This is a genomic window from Rossellomorea sp. y25 (assembly GCF_038049935.1).
Taxonomy (GTDB): Bacteria; Bacillota; Bacilli; order Bacillales; family Bacillaceae_B; genus Rossellomorea.
The window spans coordinates 2,277,078-2,295,587 of the sequence record NZ_CP145886.1; the positions used below are offsets into that span (position 1 = coordinate 2,277,078).

Annotated in this window: 20 protein-coding genes; 15 read left to right on the forward strand and 5 right to left on the reverse strand. The window is 38.5% G+C overall.

Features of this window, described 5'->3' with window-relative positions:
* The first annotated feature begins 66 nt into the window (after nt 1-66).
* Complete coding sequence (locus AAEM60_RS11305; RefSeq protein WP_299736832.1) at nt 67-441, forward strand: nucleotide excision repair endonuclease; 375 nt, start codon at nt 67-69, stop codon at nt 439-441.
* 72 nt (nt 442-513) lie between these two features.
* Here AAEM60_RS11305 and AAEM60_RS11310 read toward each other — a convergent pair whose 3' ends face one another.
* Complete coding sequence (locus AAEM60_RS11310) at nt 514-948, reverse strand: hypothetical protein (protein ID WP_299736834.1); 435 nt, start codon at nt 946-948, stop codon at nt 514-516.
* Between the two features lie 309 nt (nt 949-1,257).
* Here AAEM60_RS11310 and AAEM60_RS11315 point away from each other — a divergent pair, with 309 nt between their 5' ends.
* Entirely contained in the window at nt 1,258-1,827 is a 570-nt protein-coding gene (locus AAEM60_RS11315) for a hypothetical protein (protein WP_299736836.1), read from the forward strand.
* A gap of 202 nt (nt 1,828-2,029) precedes the next feature.
* Here the strand turns inward: AAEM60_RS11315 and AAEM60_RS11320 are convergent, their stop codons facing one another.
* Nucleotides 2,030-2,383, reverse strand: a complete 354-nt coding sequence (locus AAEM60_RS11320; protein ID WP_299736838.1) for a hypothetical protein — start codon at nt 2,381-2,383, stop codon at nt 2,030-2,032.
* 211 nt (nt 2,384-2,594) lie between these two features.
* Here AAEM60_RS11320 and AAEM60_RS11325 point away from each other — a divergent pair, with 211 nt between their 5' ends.
* The 3 genes from AAEM60_RS11325 to AAEM60_RS11335 all read left to right on the forward strand — a co-directional run bounded on the left by AAEM60_RS11325 (nt 2,595) and on the right by AAEM60_RS11335 (nt 6,354).
* Nucleotides 2,595-3,329, forward strand: coding sequence for a YheC/YheD family protein (locus AAEM60_RS11325; protein WP_299736841.1), 735 nt, complete (start codon nt 2,595-2,597; stop codon nt 3,327-3,329).
* Between the two features lie 172 nt (nt 3,330-3,501).
* Nucleotides 3,502-5,736 (forward strand): YheC/YheD family protein, encoded by a 2,235-nt coding sequence (locus tag AAEM60_RS11330; RefSeq protein WP_341357939.1) that lies wholly within the window; start codon nt 3,502-3,504, stop codon nt 5,734-5,736.
* Nucleotides 5,737-5,934: 198 nt separating this feature from the next.
* Nucleotides 5,935-6,354: a hypothetical protein gene (locus AAEM60_RS11335; RefSeq protein ID WP_299736845.1), complete on the forward strand. Its 420-nt coding sequence runs from the start codon at nt 5,935-5,937 to the stop codon at nt 6,352-6,354.
* Between the two features lie 186 nt (nt 6,355-6,540).
* On the opposite strand, the gene AAEM60_RS11340 is transcribed toward AAEM60_RS11335, so the two are convergent.
* A complete protein-coding gene (locus tag AAEM60_RS11340) occupies nt 6,541-7,638 on the reverse strand; it encodes a polysaccharide pyruvyl transferase family protein (RefSeq protein ID WP_299736847.1) in 1,098 nt (365 codons plus the stop codon).
* A 275-nt stretch (nt 7,639-7,913) separates the two neighbouring features.
* Here AAEM60_RS11340 and AAEM60_RS11345 point away from each other — a divergent pair, with 275 nt between their 5' ends.
* The 7 genes from AAEM60_RS11345 (at nt 7,914) to AAEM60_RS11375 (ending at nt 14,530) form a co-directional block, all read left to right on the forward strand.
* Nucleotides 7,914-8,669 carry a glycosyltransferase family A protein gene (locus AAEM60_RS11345; protein ID WP_299736849.1) on the forward strand — a complete coding sequence of 252 codons (756 nt, stop codon included), beginning with the start codon at nt 7,914-7,916 and terminating at the stop codon, nt 8,667-8,669.
* 1 nt (nt 8,670) lies between these two features.
* On the forward strand, nt 8,671-9,540 hold the full coding sequence (rfbA, locus tag AAEM60_RS11350) for a glucose-1-phosphate thymidylyltransferase RfbA (RefSeq protein ID WP_341357940.1): 870 nt from the start codon (nt 8,671-8,673) through the stop codon (nt 9,538-9,540).
* A 96-nt stretch (nt 9,541-9,636) separates the two neighbouring features.
* Nucleotides 9,637-10,356 carry a glycosyltransferase gene (locus tag AAEM60_RS11355; protein ID WP_299736853.1) on the forward strand — a complete coding sequence of 240 codons (720 nt, stop codon included), beginning with the start codon at nt 9,637-9,639 and terminating at the stop codon, nt 10,354-10,356.
* A gap of 191 nt (nt 10,357-10,547) precedes the next feature.
* Nucleotides 10,548-11,630 carry a YheC/YheD family protein gene (locus AAEM60_RS11360; protein ID WP_341357941.1) on the forward strand — a complete coding sequence of 361 codons (1,083 nt, stop codon included), beginning with the start codon at nt 10,548-10,550 and terminating at the stop codon, nt 11,628-11,630.
* Nucleotides 11,631-11,745: 115 nt separating this feature from the next.
* The gene (locus AAEM60_RS11365; protein WP_299736857.1) at nt 11,746-12,963 is read left to right on the forward strand and encodes an ATP-grasp domain-containing protein; all 1,218 of its coding nucleotides are present in this window, start codon (nt 11,746-11,748) and stop codon (nt 12,961-12,963) included.
* An 11-nt stretch (nt 12,964-12,974) separates the two neighbouring features.
* Nucleotides 12,975-13,991, forward strand: coding sequence for a YheC/YheD family protein (locus AAEM60_RS11370; protein WP_299736859.1), 1,017 nt, complete (start codon nt 12,975-12,977; stop codon nt 13,989-13,991).
* 80 nt (nt 13,992-14,071) lie between these two features.
* The gene (locus AAEM60_RS11375; RefSeq protein ID WP_299736861.1) at nt 14,072-14,530 is read left to right on the forward strand and encodes a CotY/CotZ family spore coat protein; all 459 of its coding nucleotides are present in this window, start codon (nt 14,072-14,074) and stop codon (nt 14,528-14,530) included.
* Nucleotides 14,531-14,851: 321 nt separating this feature from the next.
* Here the strand turns inward: AAEM60_RS11375 and AAEM60_RS11380 are convergent, their stop codons facing one another.
* Complete coding sequence (locus AAEM60_RS11380) at nt 14,852-15,409, reverse strand: MEDS domain-containing protein (RefSeq protein ID WP_299736863.1); 558 nt, start codon at nt 15,407-15,409, stop codon at nt 14,852-14,854.
* 144 nt (nt 15,410-15,553) lie between these two features.
* Here AAEM60_RS11380 and AAEM60_RS11385 point away from each other — a divergent pair, with 144 nt between their 5' ends.
* Both AAEM60_RS11385 and AAEM60_RS11390 read left to right on the forward strand, forming a co-directional pair.
* Complete coding sequence (locus tag AAEM60_RS11385) at nt 15,554-16,132, forward strand: GNAT family N-acetyltransferase (RefSeq protein WP_341357942.1); 579 nt, start codon at nt 15,554-15,556, stop codon at nt 16,130-16,132.
* Between the two features lie 4 nt (nt 16,133-16,136).
* The gene (locus AAEM60_RS11390; protein WP_341357943.1) at nt 16,137-16,361 is read left to right on the forward strand and encodes a hypothetical protein; all 225 of its coding nucleotides are present in this window, start codon (nt 16,137-16,139) and stop codon (nt 16,359-16,361) included.
* 2 nt (nt 16,362-16,363) lie between these two features.
* Here the strand turns inward: AAEM60_RS11390 and AAEM60_RS11395 are convergent, their stop codons facing one another.
* A complete protein-coding gene (locus tag AAEM60_RS11395; protein ID WP_341357944.1) occupies nt 16,364-17,242 on the reverse strand; it encodes a LysR family transcriptional regulator in 879 nt (292 codons plus the stop codon).
* 110 nt (nt 17,243-17,352) lie between these two features.
* Between AAEM60_RS11395 and AAEM60_RS11400 the strand changes: the two genes are divergently transcribed.
* The gene (locus AAEM60_RS11400) at nt 17,353-18,438 is read left to right on the forward strand and encodes a citrate synthase/methylcitrate synthase (RefSeq protein WP_341357945.1); all 1,086 of its coding nucleotides are present in this window, start codon (nt 17,353-17,355) and stop codon (nt 18,436-18,438) included.
* Nucleotides 18,439-18,510: the final 72 nt, after the last annotated feature.

Here is an 18,510-nt window from a genome sequence, read left to right on the forward strand (position 1 = left end):
GTATAGTAATTCTATCCTTTATGTGTTACCATTACTTCTTACAGTAAACAAAGGACGTGACCATTCATGATAAAAATTCAGATCCCACAAGCGGATATCTCCATAACGGAACGCAAACAATCAAGAGACTCAGAAGAACCAAAGATCAAGAGCATCCAAGGCTTCATCGATCTCCACGAAATCCCAAGAGATAAAGGCGGCATCATCTTATTTTACAACATCAACGACGAACTTCTCTTCGTTGGTAAAGCACGAAAGCTAAGACAAAGAGTCAAGAAGCATCTTGAAGATACCGTTTCACCACTACGTAACCACAGAGGTGAAATCTACCGAATCGATGTGGCCATTGTAGAAGACGCTATGGATCGTGACATCTACGAAACGTACATCATCAATAAGCTACAAGCTAAATATAATGTAGATAAAGTATTCTACAAATAAATCTAAAGAAGGTGCCAGAGTCCGATTATGGACTCTGGCACCTTTATTGTTTATCATTAATAAATTTCAACTCTAAACAGCATATTCCGGATTCCACCTCACTAACAACTCTTCCCGAACTCCAAAATACGTCGTATCTGTCAGGTCCGTCACCCCATAAGACACCACACAGTCATTATCAGACCAAGTGATGTTGATCGCCACTATGACAGAATTTCTCTTCATTCCAGCAATCTCAATATCCACCTGCTGATTCAGCTCAAATAATGTTTTAAAGCTAATCTCTTCTCGTTGAACCGAGGGTGGGGAAGGTGCATCCTCAATATTTACATACTTCTTATGCCGGTCAACAATGTCATAGGTAATGAATGATTTCCCTGGCCTGATCCAGTAGATAACTTGAGTCACTTGTCCTGCTTTTAACGATGTTCCTTTAAAAGCCTCGTGAAATAGATCTTCATATTCAATGACCTCATTCAATTTAATGGGATTGATGGTTCCGTTCACTGGTGTACCTCCTTAGCGTTGGTCTATAAAAGGTTATAATTATACTTATTGGAGGAGGATATTTGGTAGAACAAATTGTTGTGGAAGTGAAGAGTGAAGAAGTAAGGAATTATTTGAGTTAGCAAGGACTAGCTCTTTTTTCGTTGGCCTATATGCCTGAAAATAATCATTTCACATTTTGCAAATTGAATCAGCAGACAACTTCTTTAAGCATATACATCAATAGTAAAGAATCCATTTCCTCATTGATCGGAGGCAACAGTGTGACGATACAATCTTTGATGAACTATAACCTTGAAGGAGGAGCCTATGTCTAAACAAGAAACGATAATCGTCTTGAACCGTCTCATGAAGTTTATTGAAAGCCTCCCTTCTAATCTTTACGATACGTTTATCAACGGTGGAGGGAAAATTCAATTCATCGAAGCCAAGCCGAAAAGCCACCTCCAATTTGAAAAGCTCAGGGACAAAATCCAAAAAGAAGCGGAGAAGGAAGAAGATGTTGAGTCACTTTTAAAGAGATATTCAAAGAAAGATCTCCTCTCATTCTGTGAATACATCAATATCACAACAGGAAATCGAGATACCAAAGAAATCCTTTACAAGAAGATTTCCTGTTTCTTTTCCATGAAGCAGAGAAGAGTTCATGAAATAGACCGATTAGAAAAGATAGCTTCCACACTTCGAGAATTTGAGAATGTTGAAGAAGCCAGAAAGTATTTACGTGGAGAAGAAACAGTAAAGAGAAAAACAGATTTAGTGAAGCTTGCTAAGTATTTGGAGGTCCACGTTACGCAGAGGCAGACAAAGCAGGAGGTATTTGATCGGATTGTTGAATCGGTTGTGGGTTCCAAGGTGAAGGGGAAGGCAATAAGGTAAAGAGTATGAAGGAGAGTGATACTTCAAGATACAATCGTTCCCTTTCTATCTGGCATCAACAAAAATATGTGGAAAAAGGGTTTCTTTGTAAATTTTAAATAAATGGCAAAAAGGATAATGTTACCGCTATATGGAATTTAATGACGAACTATAACAAAAAAGTACCCCCAGAAAAGTGGGGGTACCTTCCTATTTAATCTTTCTAACAAATCGGACTGCCTAATTCGTTAAAGCCTTCAAATAAATCTTTTAGATCTTCTACTTCTTGCGAGACAGTAGGGTCAATGCTTTGTACTAGAGCTATGACTTCGTCAACAGTGTACGGGTAATTAATATTTGGATTAGCAGCATTGAGAAGGGCGGCTACAGATTGACGACCTAATGCATCCAGTCCTCCTCCCCCTTCATTTAGTGCTTCGAATAAGGTTCTGTCTAGAACAAAGAAATCAACACCGAAAACAGTATCATAATCCTGGTCTGGCGTAAAACCTACCCAAAGGTCTACATTATCTTCGTTCCCCCAAAACCCAGGTGAACATCCTTGAAATAATCCCATATTTCATTCCTCCTTATTTTTGATTCCTTATATATATATTAAACATTCAAAGTTATGGACTAGTTGTATGACTTAAATTAAGTCCCATTTTATTCCATTCAATGAGAAATTGGTTAATTTCCTATGCTTTGGGATAAGCGTACAAGAAGAATAGAGTAGGGAACATATAATATAAAGTAGAGGTGAATAGCAGGATAAAGGAGTAATTATTATGAAAGTGTCAACGGGAAAGTACACAAAATATACCATCATGAAGAAAGACCCAGCCCTGGCTCCATATTTACCCGAAACAGAGATGCTGACCTTCGAGTCTTTTTCAAATTCACTAGATGAGTTTGGGGCTGTTATTGTCAAGCCCACCGCTGGTTTACGCGGGATTGGGGTTATTCAGATCCGTTCCATCGAGGGTCACATATTCGAAATCCATTCTAAATCAACAAAAACAGAAATCGTCGGGAAAGTTCGGGCATTTAACTATCTGAAGGAGAATCATTTGAGCAGGAAGAAAAAATACATTGTTCAACAGAGAATTCCATTAGCTTTGATTAAGGGGTGTCCATTTGATACTCGTGTAATGGTTCAGCGAAAAAGGAATTCGTCCCAATGGAAGGTAACAGGGGTACTTGTGAAAGTGGCAGCAAAGGGATTTATTGCGACGAATTATGCCAGGGGAGTGATGACCCTGGAAGAAGCAATTGAACACTCAACACTTACAAACAAAGACACCGAAAAAGTGTTGAGTGAACTTAAAGAAGTAGCCCTCAATACTGCCATAGCCTTACAGGACCTTTACCCTACAAGACGAAGAATAGGTCTTGATATCGGGATCACTGACGATGGACAAATCTATATTATCGAAGCCAACCTCACCCCGACGATTTCTATGTTCAATCTTTTGAAGGATAAATCCATGCTGGAGGAAATCATAAAATACAGAAGAGGATAGACCTCTTTACACGATACGGGATCGCGCTATTATGATTGAATGTATCTCATATTAGCACGATCCATTCTTTCCATCATTTGTATTCATTCAAAGGCCTGTGCCTATACGTTTACGAAAAGAATGCATATATTTATGAAAAAGGTCCCGTGAACTTTGCTTTGGAGGTGTGGTAATGGATGAACAACCGATTGGAATCTTGTTATCTACAAAACAATGGAATAATATAATTCGACACCATAAAGAAGAGTCTTACTGCCTTCACTATGTGCAAAAGGCAGAAGAATTAGGAAAAAATGTTGTATTCTTTACCCTTGATCACCTGTCATTGCGGAATGATCAAGTAAAAAGCTTTGAATACAGGAATGGGCAACTAATAGAGAGAGGAACCATGAAGATCCCTCAAGTCATCTATAATCCAACAAAATACAATAAAAAGAAAAGTATTAAAAAGCTGAGAGAACTTATCCAAACGAATAAGGTTAAAATCATCAATGAACATCATGTGATCAGACAAAAACGCCTTCTAAAAATCATTGAATCAAATCCGTCATTAACGGGGATATCCAATAAAGAGGTAGGTAGCAACCCTCCCTTTATCTTAAAGATCGTTTGTCAAAAAGGGAAGGACCATAACTGGAGAACTCCCTTTCATTATGTAAAGGATATGGATGGTGATCTTTATACTCTGGAAGAACTCCATTCCATTACAGGATCATTTTCTTTATCCTCTATTAAGGAGCAAGTTAAGGATATCAGTCACTCTATATTAGACCTCATACAGTATTATTATCCTGGTATTTATGAACTTGGACTTCAATTCAGGATGAATATGGAAGGGCACCTGAAAATAGATTCAACCGATACCATCCACTCCACCATGAAAGACCTTCAGTTTTGGAAGCCGGAAATATGTAAGGAGATTGTGGAATATCCTTTGGAATTAGCCCACTTCTATCAGCAACATTCTGACGTCATGAATCCGGTTGCCCTAATAAAAACGGATAGCACCATGAAGCAATTTGAACAAAAAAAGGGGGAGGGCAATGAAGTCATTTGGGTGAAATTCATAGATATTGATGAAGAGTCCCCGGTGATCAAACTCCCCCAACATTTATTTCATACTGATTTCGGAGGATTGACAGTTTTAAAGTTCGGTGTCAATGAAGAAACGTTCAAATTGATCCCTTATGATGATCTCACTATGATTCGAGAGAATACGTACAACAATCCGATTGAGTTATTCATATCCAGCAATCTGATCAGGAAATTGCACATACCATTAGACATGGTGTACCAAATGTCAGCCAGACAGAATGTTGTGGAGATTGGACCGCTTATAGGATTTTTATTGGGAAATAAGAATCAAACTTATCATATAAATTATATGGAGAAGTTTAAGGACCGTCTTGGAATGTATGAGAGATATGGGGGCACTGTGATTGCGTTTTCTGCCCGATCGATCAATTGGAATGAGAATATTGCATACGGCATGGTATACGATCCCAGCGAAAAAGTTTGGAGGTATGGATCTACATCTATACCCTCAGTCATTTACAGGCGGAATTTTCATCAAGATAACCACACCATTGAAAAGTTAAAAATCCTCACCAACAACCAACTCTTTAATTCACACCATTTTACGAAGTCCGACTTAACTCAAATGCAGGAAGAACCCCAATTAAAAAGACATCTTCCATCGACTTATCTCCTTCAAGATCTGGATGAAATGATTCGTTTTGTAAAGGAAAAGAATAAAATCATTTTGAAACCTGTCAGCTTATCGCGAGGACGTGGAATATATATCCTTGAATATAAATCTGACGTATTCCATCTGCATGAATCCAGCAATAAGCTAAAGCTTTGTCACAGTATTACAACACCCCAAGCCCTCTACGATAAGCTTTTTGAACTGAATGTTTTCAGTTATCCCTATTTGTATCAAACCTATATTGATTTATTGAAAATAGAAGGGCGGCCATTTGATGTCCGGGTTGTCATGCAGAAAATCGAAGAGGATACATGGAAATGCGCAGGGATAGAGTGTCGTGTAGCCGGAATAAATGAAGAATTGACGAATATAGCACGTGGAGGTAAAGCCTTGCATTTAAGAGAAGCGCTTGATCAATCAAATGCTCCTCTATCATATTCATATGCTCACAAGGGAATCGTGGACTTATGCCAACGCTTTTGTGCACTAATGGACCAGGAGGACGAACATTATGCCGAATTCGGATTAGATATTGCGTTGGACTATAGAACCTACCCTTGGATATTGGAGGCGAATATCTTCCCGAGCTTTAAAGGTTTCAAGAAGATGGATTATGATACGTATCTTGCCATCCGTTATCAACCCCTATTTTATGCGGTTCACCTTCAGGGATTTCAAGTGGTTCAACCAAGGACGTAACCGTAAGAACGTTTATTGAACTTTTGATATGTGGGTAAGTAAAACAGGGTGGAATATGCATTTGGTTCCCAGGTCTAGTTAACTCGAGAAGACTTTTCCCACCTGCAAAGAAATGTATCTTTATTCCTAAGTAGTTTGTCCATTCATTATTGATTTCCAGTCATATAATAATGTAATTCAATTGAAAGGAGGTTTTATGTGATGGGATTAAATTTTCTTTGCGATTGTCACGCTTCTGCAGAAGGGGAAGGCTGTTTCTCTATCTGTAATTTTCCATTCAATTTTTTAGTGGATTATTCGTTCAATATCGATATCTGTCGTGAATTTTTACCTGACAACAGTACAGTAAATGCAATGTTTACTGTATCAGGTTGCGAGGTAACATTCATTGCCACTTTCACTTCCACTGATATCGGAATGCCACTGTGCACAGTAGACGAGGACGGTGATCAGACGATGACGGTTATGGTGGAAGGAATTGTAACGATTGACGAAGAGACGTTTCCTGTTTCGTTTGAATTAATGGTAAGTGAAAAGGTCCAACAAGTATCCATGCCCATTGAGTTACCATCTATTGGAGTTATTCCTGTTCTGAATGCAACTGTCGTATTTGGTTAATCGTGGATATAGTATGGAGGGAAATAAAAAGAGAAGAAAGAAACATATAATATCATTTTTTGATGGGTCTTAAACTTCTCAGGATTGAAAAAGGAGAACTTGTGGATAACAAGTTCTATTTTTTTAACCTATTAAACTACTAATTGGATATCAAAAAAGAAGCCTATTAAAGCTTCTTTTAGTGAGTTATTTAAAAAAATCGAACACCTTCTCTAAGTCCTTTTCTACCTGTAATTGGTATGCTGGTAGATTTTGTAGCAGTAAGCTTCCATGGTTTTCAATATCGGAGATCTTCGAGAGGATCTGTTTGCTGAAATGAGTTTCGTCCGTAGATACAACCAGGTGGTCCAATCCTATTGAATGGGCAAAATCAAAGGTCTTAAAACGGTACCCTAGAGCGACAAATGGAATACCGGCTGAAGCGGAAAGAACATTTGCATGTAACTTGAAATTGATAGTAAATTTAGCGTCTTTAATCAAATTTAGTATACCGTACTGGTCCAGTAAGTGAGTAATCAAATGGACATGCTGTTTATCCTCTATTTTATTATAAAGACTTTTGCAAGGTGCAAGATCACTGACCCAGATGGGATAAATATAAACATCATATCCTTTTGCCACTAATTCTTTTATTACATCTACCATTTCCTGCTCCAGTTTTGCCTCATTTCTCCCGTAAAGTCTTTGATGGGCGGTTCCCCAATTAATGACTACCTTCTTTGAATCCTTGTTTTCTGGAGGTTCTTGAAGCATATGAACCAGTAATCCCGGGTCGCCTGTCACTTTAACTCCTTCCAGATTGTACCCCTTTGACTGAAAGAATTGATACGTATAATGCCCCCGGATCCCAATGAATTGAGCATGTTGAAAGATGGCTTGAAGCTTTTTCTTGAAGAAAGGGTCTTTAAAGATCTTGAATTCATTTTTCCAATTTATTTCATCTTCAGTCTGTAATCCAAGTCGGATGAGTTCCCTTTTTTCAAGCCAATCGATTCCACTGCCCCAAATGAATATCCGAATATTCTTATGCCATTTTACGGCTCTGAATAGAATATTGACCAGGTCTGGTACAAATAGGGATCCACCACCTAAAACGATACTGTCAAAGTAATGGAGATAGGGTTTTTTCCGTTTAAGTCGTCTGAGTACCTTCCTTGTGGAGGGGATTAATTTGTATTTTGTGGTGTCTGCTTTTTCCCTGAACTTTTCTCTGAATATATCAAACATTAATTCGTCTCCGATATTTTGGTGGCCAAGCCAGCCTAAATATAAAATTTTTGCCATTCAATCACCTTCCTTAATTAATAGTAGCCATACACTAGCAAAATAATGAATCTTTATAGTATATGGATAAGCTTTGATATGGATTGTGCATTCATGGAATTTAAATCCTATTTAGAAGAAGGTTGCATTAAATCTACTTATTTTTATATAAAAGACCATTTATATTTGACAAGCCTGTTGTAAACAACCACACAATTCGGTACAAGATGAATAGTCTGAAAGTAGTAATGTCAGCATGAATGTTTAACGCTTTGAAGAAAAAGGAGGAAATTCATGTGGATAAAAAGATGGAGATGAATGAAAACCATGGTATTTCCATTGTTGCTTGTACGAATAAACAGTGGTTTATGGATAATATCTTTACAAATTATGAGCGCCAGTTATTACAGGAAAAAGAACTCATCATCATACTAAACAGTGATTCATTGAAATTAGAAGAGTGGAAAGAAAGAGCATCCCATTATGAAAACGTTCAAGTGTATCAGCTTCCGGAAAAGACCTCATTGGGGAGCTGTCTGAACTATGGTACCCATAAGGCAAGATATAATTATGTCGCAAAATGGGACGATGATGATCATTATGGTAGTCATTTTTTAGCAGAAGCATTAAAAGCCTTCGAGAAAACAAATGCTGATATTGTTGGAAAGTGGTCAGGATATATATTCTTTTCCAACACAAGGGAATTAAGACTCCGATACTTTGGCTTCGAATATAAATGGGTGAAAAAAGTATTGGGCGGAACTATAGTCGCAAAGAAGTCAGTTATTCACCATGTGCCTTTTCAAAATCGTTCATTGGGCGAGGACACGTCATTTCTAAAAAGTGCCAGGGCGAAAGGTTATCGGATCCACTCTACCAGTAGAAATAACTATTGCTATATCAGAAGAGATTCGGGCAAGCATACATGGCAGCCAAGAATCAGGTATTTATTCAGGACTTCTAAAAGGATCTGCTTCACACAAAACTATAGAGAGATAGTGGATATCGAGAGGAGATACAAGCATTTACCGGACAAGAAAGGAGAGGGGTAGCATGAAGGGAATTATTATGGCTGGTGGAAGAGGTACGAGGTTGAGCCCGTTGACGAAGTCTATTTCAAAAGCGTTACTCCCCATATACGATAAACCGATGATTTACTATCCCCTTTCCACGCTGATGCTTGCTGGTGTGAGGGAGATTTTGGTCATTACGACCTCTCAAGATCAGGACAGGTTTATGAAAATGCTTGGAGATGGATCCCACTTAGGACTACACATTCAGTACAAAGTCGAAAAGGAGCCAAAGGGAATTGCCAATGCTTTTCTTATCGGGGAAGAGTTCATCGGAAACGACCATGTCATGTTAATCCTTGGGGATAATATTTTCTATGGGGAGCACCTTCCCGAACGATTACAAAATGCCCTTCATTCTAAAATCGGTGCAACGTTGTTTTGCTTTCAAGTAGACGAGCCTCAAAGATACGGTATCGTAGAACTTGATCAGAATAATAGAGCTATAACCATCGAAGAAAAGCCCGCTGTCCCTAAATCGAACTATGCACTCACAGGGTTATATGTCTATGATCAGAGAGCCGTAGAAGTCGCCAAAAAAATACAGCCTTCGGTCAGAGGTGAACTGGAAATCACGGATATCAATAACGTGTATTTGGATATGGGGGAGGTCAGCGTGGAAATTCTGGGGGAGAGCTTCGCCTGGTTTGACGCCGGGACCCATCCGTCTATATTGGAAGCAGCCCAATTCATCGAGACCATCGAAAGGTATCTTGGAGGGAAAATAGGCTGTATTGAAGAAATCGCTTTTCGAGAGGGATTTATCTCCAAGGATCAGTTCACCAAGCTGGCAAATGAAAACGGGAAGAGTGATTATGGCAGATACCTCAAAAATCTAGTCAGCAGGTTATAAACTTAATTCCTCCTAAACTGAATCATAGATTAGAAGAGGAAATAAGAGGATGAGGAAGAGTGGACTACAATAATAATCAATAAGGATGTGAGAAACGTGAATGAAGAGAAGGAAATATCGATTTCTGAAGGGATTTCTATCATTGCAGCGACTAATCGAGACGATTGTATAGAAAACCTATTTGCCAATTATGAGAATCAGCATTGGGAAAAAAAGGAGCTTATCATCCTATTAAACAAGGACTCTATGGATTTGGAGTATTGGTTGAAGAAAGCCTCAGAGTACCATGAGGTTTCCGTCTTTCAGCTTCCTGAAGAGATGACCTTGGGAAAATGCTTGAATATCGGTGTGACGAAAGCAAAATACCCATATATTGCGAAAATGGATGATGATGATTATTACGGTCCGCTTTATTTATCGGAAGCCATGGCTACTATGAAAAAGTTGAATGCTGCGGTCGTTGGAAAGAGAACATGTTTTATGTATATGATTTACCAAAAGGAATTAAGACTGCGTTTTCCAGGACGTGAAATGCAAAGGGTCCATCTTCCCCAGGGGGCTACTATCTTTACGACCAAAAGGCTTCTGAAACTCATTCCATTTGGAAATAAAAACGTAGGGGAATGCTTGCATTTTCTTAAAAGATGTAAAGCGGCAGGCTTCAAAATATGCTCCTCCAGCCGATTTCATTATGCCATTTTGAGGAAGGAAACCCATTCCCATACCTGGCGCCCATCAAGACGATATCTATATAGAACCTCCAGGAAAATTGCCATAACACATGATTTTAAGAAGTTTGTGGATAAACACAAGTAAAACATATCATGTGCCTATACCAAGCCGGAATTATCTGAATATAGTTGTGATAAAAAGCCTCGTTACATTACTCCGTTACACCCTTCTTCTTATTATTGAACCTGTGGCTTTCATTTAATTTCTGATAGACCCTCGATTCTGATTTAACATGAGGGCAAATAAAAATAAAACTTGATGGGAGGGAAAGACCCTTGAAAAAATATATAGGTATTATGGTGGGAACAGTTGTATTCAACGGTATAAAAAAAGGAAAAACCTATTATGAGAACCTTTCCTTTTATGAGGAAGCAGGGGAACAATATGATCTGATTCCTTGTTATTTTCGATTCAAGGACATTGAGCCAGGTGTAGATACAATCATGGCATATGTGTTAAGTGAGGAAGGAACATATATTCTAACTCCAATTCCAAAACCCCCAATTATCCATAATCGCACATTTACAGGAAAAGTTTCAGCAAAAAAGAAAATGAGGAAATTAAAAGAAGAGGGAATTGTCTTCTTTAATGAGAAAAATCGTTATAAGAAAATAAGGATCAATAACATCCTCAGGATGAATAAGAAGTTGGTTCCCCATATACCTGAAACGGTTAAAGCCAGTAAGGAAAATCTACAGACCATGATGGATAAATACGATGAACTCATCATCAAACCGAACAGCGGCTCATTGGGACTCGGAATAGCGAAATTGTCGAAGCTCGCTGATCAAGAATGGGAATTCTCATATCGACGACAAAAAGAAATGGTGAAGGAGCGGTTCTCGACTACATGGCCTTTCTCTCTGTTAAAACTAATAGCAAATCCACGTACAATCATCCAAAAGCGAATTCCCCTGGCCAAAAGTAAAGGGGGAGTGTTCGACCTGAGGGTATCGGTGCAAAAAAATGACTTGGGTGAATGGCAGATGACAGGAGTGGTGGGAAAGGTAGCAAAAAAAGATTGGTACCTCACTAATGTAGCCCGTGGAGGATCGTGTTACTCCTTACCTGAATTACTCCAGGATCTGCCCCATCTCAATCTGGACCAAGTATATGAAGACATTAAACGATTATCCCTGAATGTCGCTTGGCAGCTGGAAAAAGAGCTTCCCAGGATGGCGGATTTGGGCCTGGATATCGGCTTGACGAATGAAGGGGTTCCCATGTTCATTGAATGCAACGGGAGAGATTTGAGAGTAACCTTCAGAAATGCCAACATGCAGGAAGAGTGGAAACAGACCCATGCCACACCGATAGGGTATGCTGCTTTTCTCTACGAAAAACAACATTCATCATGATGGAATCGACTCATTAGGGTCGGTTTTTTAATGGGAAGAATCAATGCTGACAATCTATAGGAATACATTATAATAAATGAACTCTTGATACTGAAATAGAAATGGACGGGAAAGCATGAAAACAATCGTTTTTATAGGCAGTCATAAGTCAGGGACCAGCAGAGAAGCTTTAAAAGTATCAAAAGAGATGGGATATGTAACGGTTTTAATAACGGACCGATCTAGCCTGATAAGCCAAAAAGAAGAGTTCCCTGAGGTGGATGAGATGTTATACATGGAAAATCTCTTGGAAAAGGACGAACTTTTAAACACCTTACATTCGTTACAACAACTTGGCCATCACCTCTCTGCATGCTTAAGCTTGATTGATCCCTTTGTTTCATACGCAAGCAGGATTTCCACTGATTTAGGGTTATTTCCAGCGTCTGTAGAAGCCCTATCCATTATGGAAAACAAAGCAAATGTCCGTGAACACCTTCACCATCTCTCCAGCTCTCCGTATTATTCTACGTTGGACATGAACGAATCAGTAGCTGATTTGAATAAAGGTCAGGATGATGTATGGCCTCTCATAATAAAACCTTCTGTATCAAATGGATCGAAGCATATCATGCTGGCAAAGACGCCGAGTGAATTTTCGGAGGGGATCAACCTCATAAGAAGGAAACACCCCGATATGAATTTACTGATAGAAGAGTTTGTAGAGGGTCCTCAATACTTGATTGAAGTGCTTGTTTACAAACAGGAAGTAAATATAATTGCAGTTGTGGAACAAGAGCTCGGCTCAAATTTCATTATCACAGGATATGCCTTTCCGGCTAAACTAGATGCTCATGAGTTACTATCCCTTCATGATCGCATCATTGAAATTGTAGAGTGTGTAGGGCTCGAAAATGGATCTTGTCACCTGGAAATGAGAAATGCAAATGGGGAATGGAAGCTCATTGAAATCAACCCCCGAATGTCAGGAGGTGCGATGAATCGGCTGATTGAGGAAGGGACGGGGATCAATCTGATCAGGGAAATCATCAGGATGAACCTTGGGCAGTTTCCTGAACTCTCAGCTGTATTCAAAAAACCCGTCTATGCGAAGTATGTAACGGTGAACGCCCCGGGGAGACTTTTGAAGGTGACAGGAAGGAAACGTGCATCGGCGCATGAAGGTGTGAAATACGTATATGTGAAACCGAGAAAAGGGAGCGTATTGGTTCCCCCAAAATCAATGGGAAATCGGTATGCCTGTATTATAGCCACTGCTGATACCGTAAAAGCTGCAAAGGAAATCGCCATAAAGGCAGCCAAAGAATTGAGGTTTTTTTTAGAGCCATTATAGGAGGTGATTAAATGGCACTCGTCGGAATGCTTCATTATCGCAAGCGTCCACATGATGTAAAAAAAGCCTATGCATTTGCAGCAGTCGCAAAGATGGAAGGGATTTCGTTTTTTTATTTTTCTTATCAACAAGTGGATTTTCAAGAGAAAGTGATACATGGTTGGATATACGAAGATGGGCAATGGATCCAAAAGGAAATGGGATTCCCTGATGTCGTTATTAATAGCAGCAGTCCGAAAACAAAAAGACAATCGTCAATCCTTAAATGTCTCAAAAATATGACCATCCTGACCAGTCATTCTGTAGGGAATAAAATGACAGTATATCAAAAGGTGATGAAGGGAGGAAAGTTCAAGTCTCATCTGATACCTTCCATAAAGCTGACAGGTTTAAAGGAAGTCCATCACTTATTTCGTGATCATTCAAAACTTGTCATCAAGCCTTTTTCAGGCAATCATGGGAAAGACGTCTTTTTTATAGAAAAGGATGCAGATCATTTTCTGTTGATGGAAGGTATTCATTCTCAAAGATATCAAAGTGATGAATTTATAAGCTGGATTCATGAGTTAATTAAAGACAGGAACTATTTAATTCAGCCCTTTGTATCATGTCAAACACAATCCGGATTAACGTACGACTTCAGAATCCATGTGCAGAAGAATGGGCAAGGTCAGTGGGAGATTAACCTGATTTATCCTAGAATAAGTGGAAATGGAAAAAAAATCAGCAATATCAGCAGTGGGGGATATCGAGGTGAATGGATTCCTTTTTTGAAGGAAGAGTTTGGAGATGATGATGAAAAGTTGAAAAGAAAACTTGAAACCTTTGCGGTGGCATTTCCTGCTCACTTCGAATCTCTTTATCCCTATTCATTCGATGAATTGGGGATTGACGTGGGAATTGATCAGAATTTAGGGCTATGGATTTTTGAAGTGAATTGGAGACCAGGATCCAGGCATCGTGAGTTTGAAGTGGCCAAAAGGATGCTGCCATATTGTCTGTACCTGAAAATTGGGTCCGGTAAGTAGGTCCATTTTATTATCCACACTGCACCAATCATGCCTTGTATCGATAAACTATAGGTAAAGGACAGATTGGGGCGAGGAACTTGGAACAAGAAATGCAGGGACTAAACGCTAAATGTATATGCGATGCCCTTAATGAATTGAAAAAGTTGCAGGATTATATAAACCATTCCGAGACTCCTTATTTCGGTAAATTACTTTTAACATTAGTTGGTGTTGACACGATTCCTTTTACACTATTCAGAAAAGATGGACCGCTGTTCTTAACCGGCTGTGATTATAAAGAAAAAGGAAAACCAGAGTACTGTTTTACAACGAGCTATTTCCGACTTGAAAAATTGGATGTGGATACATGCTGTGCCACGGTTTCTCTTCTACGACCATTGAATATCTACGGTGAGGATGTAGAATCCATGTGTGAGGTCACGAAGCTAATTAAAACATCGACGTGTGTTGAGGTTGACCTTGACTGTATTTGTGCCATTCAATGCGTTGACGTGGACTTATTAAAACGCATCATCATTATTGAGCCAAAATGGTAATTAACAGGGAGAGTAAAAGGTTCAAACTTTCAGTATGGTAAAGAATATTTATGGAATTGATGTTAAAATAAGTAGGTGTTATCTCTGTATTGATTATATTGTACGAGGGTATATATGGAAGGGTTTGACGTGAAGTTCATTCAAAAAATAAAATGAATACTTGGACGACATCCTTGTGTATAAGGTCATATAAATATCATACGGTCTACAGATTTATGTTACTGAAAAAGAAGTGAATCAATTTGATTTTAGCAGATAAGCATCAGAATAAACGAAAAAAGAGACTCTACATAAATACAAATCTCTTTTTAAATGATTTTATTATTTTCCATAAACCATGGACAACTCAAGGGAATCATCAGTCATCACATACATATGTACCTGTTCGAGAGTGTTTATCAAAGATCCTGATAAAACGTTTTTAGAATAGGCACAGACGGAAAGTAAACCTTCTTGTAAGACGTAATCATCTGCGATGGATTCAAACTTTTTGAGTACTGCAGCATCTGGTTCAGCAGAGGTCCACTCGACGTGAGCCCAGGTTCTGATGGAAGTATTGAGGTTTTTGATAGCGGCAATATCTTTTTTGAAATGATTAAGAATATTTTGGGTATTAAAGTCACCATTTAAAAAGTAGTAGTCAAAGTTATCAACTAAATAGATGGAGGATTGCTGTTCCTTACTAAATATCCTGTTTATTCTATTTCTGACCTTGTTGATATTTCTCATGCTTTCGATGATCAGCATATGTTGATTTTTCTCCAATCCAGAGCGAATAAATAACATCAGGTTGTTTAAATAGGCTTCTTCTGCCTGAAACTGATAAAAGACATGGCCTTTTTCTAACGTTACTAATTTAACATCATTTAACGCTTCCATAACCTCACCTCTCATCAATTGGGAACCAGATTTTCAATGGGCGGAATGCCTAAGCCTTCAGAAATTGGATTAACTTAAGCATAACATAACAATTTGCCAATCCATACACATTTAGTTAGTTGAATATTTGATAGATGATTTTAATTGCCGATATTACTGAACATAAACAGTACGAAAGGAACCGACGATCCAATGGATATTTATTTCACAAAACTAATCGAACCTAATACAGCAATAATCGAATCGATGAACCAATGGGAAAACAACCCCGATTTAATTCCATTAACCCGTCCAAATAAAAATCAGGAAGAATTGGACCAGCGTGGAAACTTGACATTTCTGGATTTAAAACAACGTTTAGAACATCATCATATATACCTGATTCACCTTAATAACCAGCTTATAGGGGAAATGAATTACATGGTCGACCCTGAGCATCTCTATAAAAAGGAAAAAGGAACTGCCTGGATGGGGATAACGATTGGTGAATCTGAAGGACGTGGAAAAGGAATTGGTTTAGAGGCAATAAACTATTTGGAACATCAGGTTAGGAAGGAAGGTCTTAAACGAATAGAATTGGGAGTGTTTGAGTTTAATACTAATGCTCGAAACCTTTATCAAAAACTCGGCTATCAGGAAATTGGCCGGATAGCAGACTTTACTTATTGGAACAGTCGAATGTGGTCTGATATTCGGATGGAAAAGTATTTAAAAGAAGATTAAAGGAATGAAAATCCAGGAACAAAGGAAGACTGGGATGGTGAATACGGTGCAGCTGGAACTTATTAAGCCTAGTGACAGGTCACTAGGCTTACCCTATTTGCTTTTAGCAGATGAAAGGAAAAAAATCGTAGAACAGTACACGAATGCGGGAGATATGTACTCCATTTGTTATGGAATATATGTTGCCGGCGTAGTACTGTTTACTTTTCATTCTGCTGAACCCTGCTAGGTTTATACCCTGAAACGTGATAAAAAACTCAAAAATTCCTTCTGTTTTTTATGAGCATATTTTGTAATGGCGAATGTTTTAGCTTCGGGCAATGGAAAAGCATTCGTTTCAACTTCCAATAGCCATCCTTCAAGCAGCTCCCTTCTCACGGTTGAAGAAGGGAGGTACGATACGCCAAGGCCCTCCGCAATAAATCGTTTGGTAATATGAGTTTGAGAAACTTTCATCATCCTGGTTTTCGGATAGAACAATTTAATCGTGTTGCATAGTTCATCCCAGTATGCAGGGTGATTATGTGTTAATAAGTAATTGGAGGCTAATAACTCCTCTTCGTCTAAAGGGAAAGCCGACTCAAAATCTCTTCCGTCATGGGGGGCTACCAGAATAACTTTGTCAGTAAATAGTAATGTATGATCAAGCTCAGGACTAAAACAAGGAAGACATGAGAGACCAATATCAACTTTTTCAGCAAGAACAGCTTTCTCAATATCTACCGATTCAATAATTTCAACAGAAATCTCGACTTGAGGATGGCTTTCTATATACTGTTTTAAAACAAAAGGTAATACGTTGTCAGCAATCAATGGAGATATAGCGATCCTTAGTTTTGTTGTATACCCCTGATTAAAAGTCTGAAGCTCAGTGATACCTTCTTCATAAACGGAAATGATTCTACGGGCATGCTTTAAATAGTACCTTCCTGCTTCTGTTAGCTTTATTTTCCTTCCGTCTCTTTCAAACAATAAAACTCCGAGTTCCTTTTCTAATTGTTTAATATGTACAGTAACGGATGGCTGCGATATGTATAATCTTTCAGCGGTCTTCCTGAAATTATTGCATTCAGCTGCCGTAATAAATGTCTTTAACAAATTTAGTTCCATTTCCTCCACCCTTATTAATAGTATTAATCAAAACATTTAAATATATTTAATTTTCTTAATTATATAATCATTATACAATAATTGTAATAAAGGAAAAGGGGATGATTGAAATGTTTACTGAAGGGTTAAAGGGAATCGTGGCAGCACAAACGACAATCAGTCATATTGACGGCAGAATGGGGTTGCTTATCTACAGGGGATATGACATTAGTGATCTAACCAACTTGTCATTTGAACAGGTCGCATTCTTATTATGGTATGGTCACTTACCAACAAAGGAGGAAAAGAATGATATAAAAAGGAAATTGGTGATTAATAGATCCTTATCACGAACCATGAAAGAGGTTATTAAGACGCTTCCCAAGGATATGGATATGATGAGTGTATTAAGAACGGCTATTTCTTCTGAAGGAGTACCTGCTTACAAATGGACACCAACCATTGATCAAGCTATAAGATTAACAGCAGTTATTCCAACCATCATTGCTTATCGACAATCTTTAGTAGAAGACAAACCATTTACTGAACCGAATGATAATATTAACCACGTAGAAAATTATTTATCCATGTTAACTGGCAGCAAGCCCTCTAAAGCAGTCATTGATGCACTGGAGACATACATGATCCTTACACTTGAACATGGTATGAATGCTTCTGCCTTCTCAGCAAGAGTCACATCTTCAACTGAATCTGACATGGTATCTGCCATTACTGCGGCGATCGGGACAATGAAAGGACCCCTTCACGGAGGGGCACCATCCGGCGTTATCGACTTACTTAATGAGATAGGTACGGCAGAAAATGCGGAAAAAGTCATCAGAAAGAAAGTACTCAATGGAGAGAAACTGATGGGGTTCGGTCATCGTGTGTATAAAACACATGATCCAAGAGCAGCTGCTTTGAGAAAGAAATTAGTCGAATCTAAGGGGGAAGATGGCTCACTGGACCTTGCATTACATGTGGAACATACGGCTATTGATGTGTTAAATGAATTGAAACCAGGGAGAGCCCTCTACACGAATGTAGAGTTCTATGCAGCAGCCATTATGAAATCAATCGCACTTAAACCTGAACTTTTCACACCAACCTTTACGGCCAGTCGTATCGTAGGGTGGACGGCTCATGTTCTAGAACAAGCTGAAAACAATACAATATACCGGCCTCAATCTGAATATATTGGTAGACTGAAAATATAAATCTACGGAGCTACATTCCATGTAATGTGGGTTTAATAATTTGTAAAATATTCCTTTATTTAGTGATATAAT

Coding starts and splice junctions, on each gene's coding strand:
- rfbA (WP_341357940.1), top strand. CDS start 8,671: ATGAAGGGAATTATTATGGCTGGTGGAAGAGGTACGAGGTTGAGCCCG.
- AAEM60_RS11325 (WP_299736841.1), top strand. CDS start 2,595: ATGAAAGTGTCAACGGGAAAGTACACAAAATATACCATCATGAAGAAA.
- AAEM60_RS11395 (WP_341357944.1), bottom strand. CDS start 17,242: ATGGAACTAAATTTGTTAAAGACATTTATTACGGCAGCTGAATGCAAT.
- AAEM60_RS11380 (WP_299736863.1), bottom strand. CDS start 15,409: ATGGAAGCGTTAAATGATGTTAAATTAGTAACGTTAGAAAAAGGCCAT.
- AAEM60_RS11315 (WP_299736836.1), top strand. CDS start 1,258: ATGTCTAAACAAGAAACGATAATCGTCTTGAACCGTCTCATGAAGTTT.
- AAEM60_RS11390 (WP_341357943.1), top strand. CDS start 16,137: ATGAAAATCCAGGAACAAAGGAAGACTGGGATGGTGAATACGGTGCAG.
- AAEM60_RS11370 (WP_299736859.1), top strand. CDS start 12,975: ATGGCACTCGTCGGAATGCTTCATTATCGCAAGCGTCCACATGATGTA.
- AAEM60_RS11320 (WP_299736838.1), bottom strand. CDS start 2,383: ATGGGATTATTTCAAGGATGTTCACCTGGGTTTTGGGGGAACGAAGAT.
- AAEM60_RS11305 (WP_299736832.1), top strand. CDS start 67: ATGATAAAAATTCAGATCCCACAAGCGGATATCTCCATAACGGAACGC.
- AAEM60_RS11330 (WP_341357939.1), top strand. CDS start 3,502: ATGGATGAACAACCGATTGGAATCTTGTTATCTACAAAACAATGGAAT.
- AAEM60_RS11365 (WP_299736857.1), top strand. CDS start 11,746: ATGAAAACAATCGTTTTTATAGGCAGTCATAAGTCAGGGACCAGCAGA.
- AAEM60_RS11400 (WP_341357945.1), top strand. CDS start 17,353: ATGTTTACTGAAGGGTTAAAGGGAATCGTGGCAGCACAAACGACAATC.
- AAEM60_RS11340 (WP_299736847.1), bottom strand. CDS start 7,638: ATGGCAAAAATTTTATATTTAGGCTGGCTTGGCCACCAAAATATCGGA.